Here is a 12,291-nt window from a genome sequence, read left to right as displayed (position 1 = left end):
AGGAATAGCTCTTTTAATTAAATATTTTCTTGGCTGTTGTAAAATACACAATTTTGGCGTGGAACGTTGGCTAGTTGCCAATTTTCAATTGCCCAACTCCATATTTCCGCTGGTTGATTCGTCTTTATTTCCACAGGTGGTTGTTGCCCTAAAAAGCTGAGTGCATCAAACAAATTTTGCCCAATCAATTGCATATCAATTGTTGGCGCTTTGGTTTGTTTACTCAGCTTTTCACCTGCTTGATTGGTTGCCACAGGCACGTGGGCGTAAGTTGGGCAAGTTAACCCTAATAATTGCTGCAAATAGTGTTGGCGAGGCGTCGAGTTAAGTAAATCTGCGCCACGCACAATGTGCGTAACACCTTGTGCTGCATCATCGACTACAACTGTTAATTGGTAGGTAAAAAAGCCATCTGCGCGTTTAAGCACAAAATCGCCAATATCTATGTTTAGTGTTTGGGCAATATTGCCTTGTATCGCATCATTAAAACTAATAACTTCAGAGTGTGTTTTAACGCGAAATGCGGCAGCTGTATTAGGTTTAATGGCACGATGCAAACAGGTGTTTGGATACACCAACCCTTCAATACCTAGTTGATGGCTGGAATCTGCGATTTCTTTACGCGTGCAAGTACACGGGTAAATCATCTGTTGTTTTTGTAATTGATTTAATGTGTCAGCATAATATTCGCTACGCTGACTTTGGTAGAGAATATCGCCATCCCACTCAAAACCAAATGCTTCCAGTTGCTGCAAAATGGTATCCGCCGCGCCTTTTACTTCGCGCGGTTTATCGATGTCTTCAATGCGTAACAGCCATTTGCCCTGATTGGCTTTTGCATCGCAATAGCTGGCGACGGCGGCAACTAAAGAACCAAAATGCAATGGCCCAGTAGGTGAGGGCGCGTATCGGCCAATATAATGCATATCAATTTAAAGTGAATGCCAATGGAAAGATTTTTGCTTACATTTTGAGTGTTAAGTCGCTACTGCATAGTCGGTACATAGGGCGGAATATGCCATGTTTGCAGTTGCTTACCCAATAACTGCAAATTACATTCTAAGCGTTCAGCGCCATTTGCCGTTACTTCAAAGACATAAAGCCGTTGTATTTGCGCTTGTCCGCGATTATCGCGTCCTAGTCTTACTTTTTGGCAGGCGACCGTTTCATCTAATAATTGTAGTTGATAGCGTTTTGCCAATTCGCGCCCCAACATGATGGCGATTTCACGTTTAGAAATGGTATCTTGCCAAAACCACGCAATAAATAGCAGAATAATGAGTAATATAAGCTCAAACATATTTTTTACTTTTTTTGATTAAAAATAAACACTTAATTCAGTGTTGTATGAAATGTTTATATTAAATATAAACGTATTAGATATATGCGTTATTTATTATATTTTTCAATAGATTATGCAGTAGAATCTAAAATATAGTTTAACCTATTTTAACAATCTGTCTTTAATCCATTAGCACCTAAATGATGATTCAACAACGTGAACAACAAGCGCTGGAAGTGTATTTTAAACTGTTAACAGTTAAAGGCTTTGGACCTGAAACATTTGTGCAGCGCACCAGTTTTTTAAATAGACTGTTGCCGTTGTTGGCAGATAAGACGACTAATGGTGGCGAATATCGACTGGCGATTGAAACGATGATGGATACAGTCGCAGAGGCCGATTGGCCAGAAAGCTTGGTTATTTCGCGTGAGTATTATCCTTTTTGGATCAATGATTTAAAAGCGGTTGCTAACTTTTGCAAAAGCACGACTAAAGATCAGTTGCCGATAGAATGGAAGCCGGTAGAAGTCACCCTAAGTAATTTGTGGCATAACGTTGACCAAGAAAAGTTTTCAACCACGGATAGCTGGGCTTTAAAAGCCTACACAAAAGCGTTGCGTAACGAAAATGCAGAGCAAACTTTAATTGATACACGTTTAAAACTATCTAAAATTTTGCTGGTGCGTTTGCGCGATGCGCCAGATAAGAGCAATAAAATTTATCGCACTGCTGTCGATGCGACCTTACCTTTGTTTGAAGTAAAGAAAAATCGCCGCCTGTTTTTAGTGGTTGTGCGCGAGTTTTTTCATTTTTGGGCGGGCAATCCAGACGCAGAAAAATACATCTTAAATAACAACACCGTCAGTATGTTATAGCTGAAATAACCTGCACAAATTTAGTGCTACTAATTGTGCATTGCACTTATTTTGTGCAAATCAATCTTCTTTCATTAAAAAATCCCTTAATAATCAAGCCTAATTTAATGGCTTAAATATTGCTTATAATGCCCAGTTTATAAAAAATATTATGAAGATTGTATTTTGAGGGGAGATAAAAATGGAAGCACTCGTTTCGGCGAATGATGTTTTATTTGTATTGTTAGGCGCAATTATGGTGCTGGCGATGCACGCAGGTTTTGCTTTTTTAGAAGTCGGCACGGTTCGTAGTAAAAATCAGGTAAACGCTTTGGTTAAGATCATGGTGGATTTTTCTATTTCTACCATTGCCTATTTTTTCATTGGTTACAGCATCTCGTACGGCGTGAGTTTTTACAGCGGCGCTGAAGTGTTGGCGGCTAAAAATGGTTTTGAATTAGTTAAGTTCTTTTTCTTGTTAACTTTTGCCGCAGCAATCCCAGCAATCGTTTCTGGCGGTATTGCAGAACGCGCAAAATTTAATCCGCAAGTAGCCGCCACATTTTTAATCGTCGGCTTTGTGTATCCGTTTTTTGAAGGCATTGCATGGAACAGCCATTTCGGTTTTCAAGATTGGTTATTAACCAGTTTTGGTGCTAAGTTTCATGATTTTGCTGGCTCAGTCGTTGTGCACGCAATGGGCGGTTGGATCGCTTTAATCGCCGTTGTTTTATTAGGCGCACGCACGGGGCGATACGGCAAAGATGGCCGTTTACATGCTTATCCACCTTCTAATATTCCATTTTTAGCATTAGGCGCTTGGATACTCACAGTCGGTTGGTTTGGCTTTAACGTTATGTCTGCGCAGGCAATACAAGGCATTTCTGGCTTGGTAGCAGTGAACTCTTTAATGGCGCTTGTTGGCGGTACGCTTGCGGCTTTATTAGTCGGCAAAAATGACCCTGGTTTTGTGCATAACGGACCTTTAGCTGGCTTAGTTGCGATTTGCGCCGGTTCTGATGTCATGCATCCACTGGGCGCTTTGGCGACTGGTTTAGTGGCTGGCGGTTTATTTGTGTGGGCATTTAATTTAACGCAAAACCGTTTAAAAATTGATGATGTATTGGGCGTTTGGCCTTTGCATGGATTATGTGGCGCTTGGGGTGGGTTGGCCGCTGGTATTTTTGGCGCAAAAACCTTTGGCGGCATAGGTGGCGTTAGCTTTGTATCACAATTAATCGGCACAAGTTTTGGTGTGCTAGTGGCGGTTGTAGGCAGTTATATCGTGTACGGCTCACTTAAAAAAATCAGCGGAATCCGCATGAGCGCAGAACAAGAGTTTGATGGCGCCGATTTGAGTATTCACAAGATCAGCGCTACCGCTGATGATTAAATAGTCAGCAGCAACTGCTAATGATTGGAAAAAATAAAGTCTGTCAAAAATTGAAACTAAAAAGGCTCTTACTAAGAGCCTTTTTTGATGCTACTAAGAAAATTTAGTCGCAATCCTATTAAGGATATTGGATATCTCTAGAATAACAGTATATTTTTAATATATGCCAACATAAACTTTAAGAGCAAAAATTAAAAAACTAATGTCTCGATTCGGCCCAAAGCAGACATTCAAATAGCCTCGCCACTCACTCTATTTCCATTCAAGTGATCGACAAAATATTCGCATCAAGAATGATGTGAATAGAAACAATTCTAGAACTAATCAATTTTTCTATTTTAGTAAATAGATAGCGAAAACTCAATCAACTGTTAATTAATATTAAATACTTCTGGCAGGCTAACTTATAAGCTAAAGTGCTAAAGGACATAATTTAAATAACAATAACGGGAGCAAGTATGAATCGGTCGTACAAAAGTGTATGGAATACTGCGCTGGGCGCATGGGTGGCAGTGTCGGAAATTACACGTGCGGGCGGCAAGTGCGGCAACACGACCAAAAGCGGCAGCGCAACTAAGGGTGCAAAGGTGGCGGCATGCGCCGTTCCGATCTTTCTGGGTGCCGCGCTGTCAATGGCAACGCTGGCGAATGCAGCAGATAAACATTTCGTTACTACTCCCGGCAATCAGAACTGGGGGAGTTCACCTAACGGCGGTTTTGACCAACCCGTACCCGGCCCCAATGATCGTGCAATATACGATCAAGCAGGTACTGGTATGTCCTACTTTTTTGGTGGGGCTAGGCAGATTAGTCAGTTGGTTTTTCTTGCTCCTTACACCGGATCAGGTTTTGTCAATAATCCCAATAATCTAAACGCCGAGGGAAGCTTGACTATATTGGGCTCAAACGGGCTAGGTATCGACAATCAGGTCAATCAGCAGATTACTCTGAACCGCAAACTCTTGATCTCAGGGAATCAGGAATGGCGTATCAGTAGCGCGACGGGTAGCATCACTCAATTAACCGCAGCTGGCGACAGCAGTTTGAGTTTGGGCGCTAATATGCTGACGCTCAATGCGGTCAATGCGGCAAACTTTTTTCAGCTCAATAATCCGATTACCGGAGCCGGTGGTCTCATCGCAAATGGCGCAGGTACCGTCAGGCTTAACGGAATTAACACATATACAGGCGGAACCACCATGAATGGCGGCACTGTCGAAGTTGCGGCAGACAACAACTTGGGAGATGCAACGGGTGCACTGAGCTTTGGCGGCGGCACGCTGCATACTACAGCCGGTTTTACCATGAACCGCGCAACCACGCTCAATGCAGGTGGTGGCGTTATTGATACTGACGCTGGAACTACACTAGTTCAAAATGCTGTTATCAGTGGTATAGGCGGCTTGGGTAAGGAAGGTGCTGGTACACTGCAACTGACTGGAATCAATACCTACACGGGCGCGACCACGATTAACGCTGGCACGCTCAGCTTGACTGGCACGGGAAGCATCTCTGAATCAAGCAAGGTCGTCGCTAACGGCACTTTCAATATTTCTGGCATTGCGCCTGCCAGTGCTTCTATCAAATCTCTGTCTGGTGGTAGCAGCGGAATTGTTACGCTAGGAGCGAGAACACTTACCATCACCAATGCCAACGATACATTCGCTGGTTCTATTCAGGGAGCTGGGGGTTTAACACTAAATGGTGGCAATTTAACGTTAACTGGCAACAACACTTTTACTGGCGCGCGTAACATTTCTGGCGGCAATCTCCGCATAGAAAGTGGCGGACAGATTTCCGGTACAACGGCTCAAGCATCGAGTATCGGTACAGGAACTAATGGTTCTGTGGTGGTCACAGGTGTGGGTTCATATTTCAAGGCGAATTCTCTACGCGTAGGTGATAGTGCGCAAGGTCAATTTCTTATTGAAAATGGTGCCAAGTCAGAGATGACTAGTACTTTAACGATTGGTGTAGGTGGCGGGACGGGTCGTGTAGTAGTGACTGGCGCTGGCTCTGAGATGACAACTAGCGGTATTGTTATGGGGCAAGGCGCTGGCAGTCAGGGCTTCTTGGATATTACCGATGGTGCAAAAGTTTATTCCAATGGCATTCAGTTCAGTCAGTTCCAGCCTAATGGATGGGGTGTTGCCAACGTCAGCGGCGCTGGTTCTTATTGGCAAGGCACCTCAATTAACGTCAGTAGCGGTATTCTGAATGTCTTGGATCAAGGCGCTGTTCAAGCGACTGGCACACTAATCATTGGCGGGCTTTCCGCTCATTTTGGAGAAGTAAGAGTTGCAGGTGGTTCAACTCTCAACTCAAACGGTGCGATGACTGTAGGCACTCTAGGTAATGGCGTGTTAACTATCGCACAAGGCGGAATAGTCACACCAGGCACTGGTATATTAAATATTGCGACTGGTGCTACAGGTACAGGGATTCTAAACATTGGCGGTACTCAAGGCGGAGCCGCAGAAGCTGCTGGTACATTGACTGCAAACAACGTTATTTTTGGTGCTGGTACGGGCCGAATTAATTTCAACCATACAGATACAAACTATTTATTTAATCCCATTATTTCTGGTAACGGCACAATTAATCAAAATGGCCCAGGTTTAACTAGACTTAATGTCAATAATAGCGGCTTTACTGGCACGACCAATGTTAACGCTGGCACGCTATCCGTGAATGGCATCTTGGGCGGCACCATGCAAGTAAATGGCGGACGTCTGCAAGGCATAGGGCAAGTGGGTAACACCACCAACTTTACTGGTGGCACTATCGCTCCCGGTAACTCTATCGGCACACTGTTGATTGCCGGTAACTACACAGGTAGCGGCGGTGTACTGGAGATGGAAGGCGTATTAGCTGGCACCGGTTCACCGGCCGACCGCTTGCTCATTACAGGCAATGCTACTGGCAATACAATAGTCAATGTCCTCAATACTGGCGGTTCTGGTGCATTAACTGGTGCTGGCAATACCGATGGCATTTCCATTATTCAGGTAGGTGGTACCAGCTCAGCAAGTACATTCCAACTGGCAGGCGGCTATGCCGCAGCTGGTCCATATCAATACAAATTAACAGCATTCGACCCTGCTACTTCTGCAGCAACTGAGGTTGATCCTTTACTGGCTGCCGTCCCATTCTGGGATTACCGTTTACAGTCACTAGTTGATAGCAGCGGAAACCCCGTTGCGGTCCCGCAGATTGCTGGCTATCAAGCCATGCCAACTGGTGCAGTGCGTTACGGCTCATCTCTGCTGGACTCTTTACACAAGCGACTGGGCGAGATTCGCGAAACGGCAACACTGCAAAACCAAATCGGCAGTACAGAACAACGTAGCAAAGAAGTCTTCCTAAGAACGCAAGGTTCCAGCAGTGATGTTTCTGGCAACAGTGCATCAGGCTACGATCAAGATATTTGGTATGTGCAAGCGGGTGGCAATTTGTTTGGGCGTGATATGGCCGATGGTGCCGAACTACGTATCGGCGGCGCATTAAGCATCGGTGGATCCAAACTGAATGCTGATGAATCCAGTGCCAAGGTTGATCTACGTGGTACGACACTCGCACTTACTTCAACCTACCAAGCCGCTACTGGTTGGTATCTGGATGCGGTAGCACAGGGTACACGCTACACCTCCGAAATAACCACCAGCCAACGCGGTGAAACTGGCGACCCAAAAGGCTGGGGCTGGGGACTGTCACTGGAAGGTGGCTATCCATTTGATATGGGCAACGGCTTAATCTTAGAGCCACAAGCGCAATTGACTTACCAACGCATTCGTTTTGACAAATTTACCGATGTCGATCGCATTGATGTCGATTTAAATGGTGGGGAAAGCCTGCGTGGGCGATTTGGCGGGCGTATGCTGAAAACCATCACCACTAACATCGACAGACAGTGGACACCTTATATTGAGGCCAACCTGTTACATGAGTTCCTCAGTGATGGCAGCATCACTGCTAGCAATGTCAGATTTGATTCGGAATCAATGGGTACAAGTCTGCAATTAGGTGGAGGTCTGAATGCACGACTTGGGCTAAATTCATCCGTATTTGCTAGTCTGAGTTATGAGAAAGGTTTGACCAGTGCTTCTGCAGATATTTGGGGAGGCAATGTAGGGGTGCGGGTTGATTTTTAAGCAATTGTTTGAAGACTAACGAAAAGCCCCTTAATTGGGGCTTTTTTTAATGGGAATTTCTATAATTGTAAACTGAAAATGAATGGCGGCTTTGGGCGGCTTAATGACGTAGCTTTCTGTCCTAAGTGGGCATTCATTTCTGTTGTTAATTTCCCTATAAATGTAGTCTTCAATTACAATTAAATTAATCCAAGCTCTCATTAATATATTAAATCAAGTACATGAAGTGGCAAGTATTGGAGGGTAATTTATGTCTGATATGATTTTACTGGGTACTCGCAAGGGCACCATAATATTCGATCGTATAAACGCTAACTGGCGACCCCGTCCAATCGCGCATGCAGGCATTCCTGTGTGTTACGCAGCGCGTGATCCTCGTGACGGTACCTTGTGGGCTTCCCTGGACCATGGGCACTGGGGGCCTAAGTTGTCTCGTTCTCGTGATGGGGGTAAAACCTGGGTCGACATTTCCTCCTTAAAATACCCTGAAGGCGCACGCTATATCGTCAAATACCTACCCACCCCAGATTTCAACCCAGAGTCACCGTCCGCTCAACCAGAGTATGCCGATGCAGCCGTGCTTAAAATCTGGAATATTACGTTTGGGGATGCCAATCAGCCTGGCAGGCTATATGCAGGTACTATCCCTGGTGGTTTATTTGTCAGCGAAGATGGCGGCGATAGCTGGGAACTAAACCGACCACTTTGGAATGATGAGAGCCGCGGTGGTGATTTGTTCGCAGGTGATGCAACATCTGTAAATCAATGGAATGGCACACCTGCGAGTATCGATTATGGCATATTTGAACCCGGCATTCACTCCATTATTGTTGATCCGCGCGATCCGGATCATATGTATGTGGCGGTATCTACAGCAGGGGTTATTGAGACGACCGATGGTGGCCAAAGTTGGCAAAGCCGTAACCAAGGCATGTTGAATGATTACATGCCGAATCCAGAAACCGATTGGTGTCATGACCCGCACTTCGTGACGAGCTGCCCTAGTCAGCCGGATCATCTCTGGCAGCAAAACCATTTCGGTATTTTTTACAGTGATGACGGCGCAAAGAACTGGAAAAAGGTCAGCAGACCCGATCTTGATGTAAATTTTGGTTTTCCAATTGTGGCTGATGCGAATGACGGACGCACCGCGTGGGTGGTACCGGCGCATGCGGATGCAGAACGCATGGCGATTGATGGTGGTTTGTTTGTCGCACGTACGACCGATGGTGGGCAGACTTGGCAAATTTTTCGTAACGGCCTGCCGCAAGAAAACGCCTACGACATCGCCTTGAGGCATAGTCTTGATGTATCGGGTGATTGTTTATGTTTTGGCAGCACCACTGGAAATGTTTACTTCTCAGAAGACCGTGGTGAAACATGGCAATGCCTGGGTAACAATTTTCCACCGGTTTATTCCGTACGATTTGGCTGAATACCATGCCGCGTGTTGAAATGTCGCAAAATCTTTACCGGTTCTTTCCGCAGTTAAAGGACCAAGTGATCATTGTGCCAGCCAGCTCGGTCGCAGAAACTTTACTTGCAATCAACGAGATGGCCCCTGGCTTTACCGACTACGTACTAGACGAACATGGTGCGCTGCGTCGGCATGTGAATATCAGTATTAATGACAGCATAGTGATTGATAAAATCAAACTTTCCGATCGTACACCGGAGGACGGAACTGTTTATATTTTTCAGTCCCTCAGTGGCGGCTGAGTCTAGCAGATTAAGAATCTGACATTTTGATCTGAAAGCGTGAGTCTATCATGGCTCGAACGAACGACTGTTTTGGGCCGTTTAATGTCGCAGCTATCGGCCCAAAGCTGCCATTCAATTTAGGCAATAATTTTCAATCTCTGTAAAAATTCAATTACAATTATTTCAGTCAAGCTGCGTCTCTATATTAATATTTCAATATAGAGACCAAGAAACAATAAAACCAAGAAAAGGCAAGGGATTTCAGCTATGTGTCACGAAAATTCAATTATTAATATACGGACCCATGGGTCTCTATATTAACTGTTAGAATTTTATGTTTACCCAAAAAACTATTGGCACAATATTATTTATAATGCTTTGTTCTTGCAATTCACACATTATAGATTTGAAAAAAATTGAACAGGGCATGAATAAGCAAGTTGGTAAACAATTTAATCAAATGAAAATTCATAAACTCATTTATGAAACAGAGCTATACAAAGAATATGAAACTGATTTAGGAAATGGTTGTACTTGGTCAGTGAATGTTGATAAAAAATCAAACTTGATTCTTAGCTGGAAATTAACATCATCCCGTGAACCATGTGAAGAAGGCGTTGTTTCGAATGGTTAATTTAAGTTGTATTCATTCTAACCCATCATTCAAGCGGGACGCGCTAAAACGCGCCCCTTACTTCAAACGTTAGGCAACCAAAATGTCGGAAACAGAAAATGAAAAAGATTGGAAACTCAAACTCCGTTATGGAAAGCTCACTACGCCATTCCAACACTACACTTTAAATTGGTGAAGGCATAGTGGGTGTTCTTGCACCTGAGTTTTCTTGCCCACAAGGGCCTGCTTTTATGGGCATGAAAACTTGGGCTTTATCATCCGACCAATCAATTGATATGCTCAGAGTAATTGGCGGCCGTATTGGTTTTACTGTTACTGGTAATACTCAAGTTTGGGAAACAGAACCTGAAGATCCTCCAGGTGAAAAACCTTATGGTTATGGCATTAACTTCACTCCATTCACAGATGATGAAAAGTAAATATTGCCTAACCCATTATTCAAGCGGGACTGGCTAAAGCCAGCCCCTTAATTCAAACGTTAGCAACAAACATTAAGCAATAAATATGAGGTATAGAAATTGTACAAAATAGCATTGATTTTAATTGCATTCTTTCTTAGTAGCTGCGGCGCAACAATGAAGTCTCAATTTGGCCCCTTACCCGAGGTTACAACTCAAAATGTTAGTATCATTGATAACCGGCCAATTAAAGAAAAGGAATATCTAAGGCCAAGCATGCTTGGTGTGGTACAAATATTGGGTGACAATAATTTTGACCCCAGTATCGTTAACTTATTCAGTTCTACACTTGAAAAAGAAAGTGCTTCGAGTGGAAAAAAATATCAGATCTCAATTGAAAGATTGAGAGTGATAGATCAGTTTAGGGTAAGGAGAGGTTTTGATGAACCGATTAAGGAAGATTTTGAAGTTGTGGGTTTTGTTTATACTCAATTTAACATTACAAACAGTGATTTTGTTGTGTTTCAATTTGCAGGTACAGTAAACGGACGGTCAGTCAATTTACAAGCTGCCCACCCTTACAAAGCGTCAAATTATTCAACCAATATATTTAATGATGAAAGTTTTAAAAGTGCTGTACGAAAAACAGTTGCAGATGTAGCTTTAAAAATAACAAATTTGTAATGCTAACCAACCATTCAAGCGGGACGTCAAACGGCGCCCCTTAATTCAAACGTTAGGTTTTTTGAGGGGATTTAATTGTATTTTTGGAAAACTCATTTATTAGTGGATAGCCTGAAGCAGGGTTCGATAGAACCAAACGTTCTTAAAAACTATTACTTGGCTAGCTCTTTACTTTATTCAGTTTGCTACTATCTTGCGTTGCTAGTACCACCTACAAATTCAGCAGCTTTAGCCATTGAAGCTATAGGAATATTAACTATCACAGTCTTTGGACTAAATGCAGTTTTTAAGGCCAATGGCGGCTCTAGTGGTATTGGTTTTCTAGAGAAAATAGTTTCTATTTCTTTCCCACTTTTTATTAAAGTGTTTGTTTCTGGTATAGCTCTGGGCATTTTGTTAGAAATATTAAAAGCTCTAGGATTTAGTAAATTTCAAACAGAGTGGCTTACTTCTATTTCCGTTATTTTCATACAGGTAATCTTCTTTTGGCGGTTAGCTGTTCATGTAAAAAATACCAATGCCTAACCCATCATTCAAGCGGGACTGGCTAAAGCCAGCCCCTTAATTCAAACGTTAGGCGTTAAAAGGGTTTTATCGCAAAATGACAAAACATCCAATTGAGCTGGCTATCGAAAAAGCTGACACTGCAATCGTCCAGGAAGATTTTGACACTTTAATTGACATTTACTCTGATGATGCAGTTCTGGTGGTAAAGCCCGGCATGAATGCCACAGGAAAGGTTCAGATTAGAAAAGCATTTGAGGCAATCGCGGCACACTTCAATCACACTTTGCATGTCGTGCAAGCTGGAATGAAAATTTTGGAAGCTGGTGATACCGCCTTGGTCATAGCTAAAACTGTAGTTTCTGCATCCAATATGCCTGCAACCGAAAGAAGCGCTACCTATGTTTTCAAGAAAAGCACCAGCGGCGTTTGGCTATGCCAAATTGATAACTCTTATGGGCATGAATTGCTATTGCCCGAAAATGCCTAACCGCATCCATCAAGCGGGACGCCTAAACTGCGCCCCTTATGTCACACGTTGACTGTCTGCTTTGGGCCGTTTATTACTAATGCCCCAACAATTGATGGTTGTAACCCTCATAATAACTCTTGGTTTAAAACAGTTATTCAATAGTTTCCCTTCCCACTAGCACTAAGTTTCCCAATCTTTTAAAATGGGCTTGCATCAGA

Annotated in this window: 12 protein-coding genes; 10 read left to right on the top strand and 2 right to left on the bottom strand. The window is 43.4% G+C overall.

The features are described from left to right. Positions 1 to 17: 17 nt before the first annotated feature. Together gluQRS and METVE_RS0111805 are read right to left on the bottom strand one after the other, a co-directional pair. On the bottom strand, positions 18 to 926 hold the full coding sequence (gene gluQRS / locus METVE_RS0111810; RefSeq protein WP_020168696.1) for a tRNA glutamyl-Q(34) synthetase GluQRS: 909 nt from the start codon (positions 924 to 926) through the stop codon (positions 18 to 20). Between the two features lie 59 nt (positions 927 to 985). Beyond that, positions 986 to 1,300 (bottom strand): DUF3301 domain-containing protein, encoded by a 315-nt coding sequence (locus METVE_RS0111805; protein ID WP_020168695.1) that lies wholly within the window; start codon positions 1,298 to 1,300, stop codon positions 986 to 988. Between the two features lie 182 nt (positions 1,301 to 1,482). Here METVE_RS0111805 and METVE_RS0111800 point away from each other — a divergent pair, with 182 nt between their 5' ends. The 10 genes from METVE_RS0111800 to METVE_RS0111750 all read left to right on the top strand — a co-directional run bounded on the left by METVE_RS0111800 (position 1,483) and on the right by METVE_RS0111750 (position 12,091). Beyond that, complete coding sequence (locus METVE_RS0111800) at positions 1,483 to 2,157, top strand: hypothetical protein (RefSeq protein WP_020168694.1); 675 nt, start codon at positions 1,483 to 1,485, stop codon at positions 2,155 to 2,157. Between the two features lie 181 nt (positions 2,158 to 2,338). Continuing rightward, positions 2,339 to 3,529, top strand: coding sequence for an ammonium transporter (locus tag METVE_RS0111795; RefSeq protein ID WP_020168693.1), 1,191 nt, complete (start codon positions 2,339 to 2,341; stop codon positions 3,527 to 3,529). Positions 3,530 to 3,987: 458 nt separating this feature from the next. Next, entirely contained in the window at positions 3,988 to 7,680 is a 3,693-nt protein-coding gene (locus tag METVE_RS0111790; RefSeq protein ID WP_020168692.1) for an autotransporter outer membrane beta-barrel domain-containing protein, read from the top strand. A gap of 577 nt (positions 7,681 to 8,257) precedes the next feature. Next, a complete protein-coding gene (locus METVE_RS0111780) occupies positions 8,258 to 9,115 on the top strand; it encodes a WD40/YVTN/BNR-like repeat-containing protein (protein ID WP_232415335.1) in 858 nt (285 codons plus the stop codon). Between the two features lie 5 nt (positions 9,116 to 9,120). Continuing rightward, positions 9,121 to 9,399: a MoaD/ThiS family protein gene (locus tag METVE_RS0111775; RefSeq protein ID WP_020168689.1), complete on the top strand. Its 279-nt coding sequence runs from the start codon at positions 9,121 to 9,123 to the stop codon at positions 9,397 to 9,399. Positions 9,400 to 9,715: 316 nt separating this feature from the next. Continuing rightward, positions 9,716 to 10,015 (top strand): hypothetical protein, encoded by a 300-nt coding sequence (locus METVE_RS0111770; protein WP_020168688.1) that lies wholly within the window; start codon positions 9,716 to 9,718, stop codon positions 10,013 to 10,015. A gap of 182 nt (positions 10,016 to 10,197) precedes the next feature. Beyond that, positions 10,198 to 10,434 (top strand): hypothetical protein, encoded by a 237-nt coding sequence (locus tag METVE_RS0111765; RefSeq protein ID WP_020168687.1) that lies wholly within the window; start codon positions 10,198 to 10,200, stop codon positions 10,432 to 10,434. A 99-nt stretch (positions 10,435 to 10,533) separates the two neighbouring features. Beyond that, positions 10,534 to 11,097 (top strand): hypothetical protein, encoded by a 564-nt coding sequence (locus METVE_RS0111760; protein WP_232415333.1) that lies wholly within the window; start codon positions 10,534 to 10,536, stop codon positions 11,095 to 11,097. Positions 11,098 to 11,172: 75 nt separating this feature from the next. Then, on the top strand, positions 11,173 to 11,622 hold the full coding sequence (locus METVE_RS0111755) for a hypothetical protein (RefSeq protein WP_232415332.1): 450 nt from the start codon (positions 11,173 to 11,175) through the stop codon (positions 11,620 to 11,622). 76 nt (positions 11,623 to 11,698) lie between these two features. Next, the gene (locus tag METVE_RS0111750) at positions 11,699 to 12,091 is read left to right on the top strand and encodes a YybH family protein (protein ID WP_020168684.1); all 393 of its coding nucleotides are present in this window, start codon (positions 11,699 to 11,701) and stop codon (positions 12,089 to 12,091) included. Positions 12,092 to 12,291: the final 200 nt, after the last annotated feature.

It is taken from the genome of Methylotenera versatilis 79 (assembly GCF_000384375.1).
In the GTDB taxonomy this organism is placed as follows: domain Bacteria; phylum Pseudomonadota; class Gammaproteobacteria; order Burkholderiales; family Methylophilaceae; genus Methylotenera_A; species Methylotenera_A versatilis_B.
The sequence above is the reverse complement of the archived record's forward strand: the minus strand, read 5'-3'. Positions and strand labels throughout refer to the sequence as shown.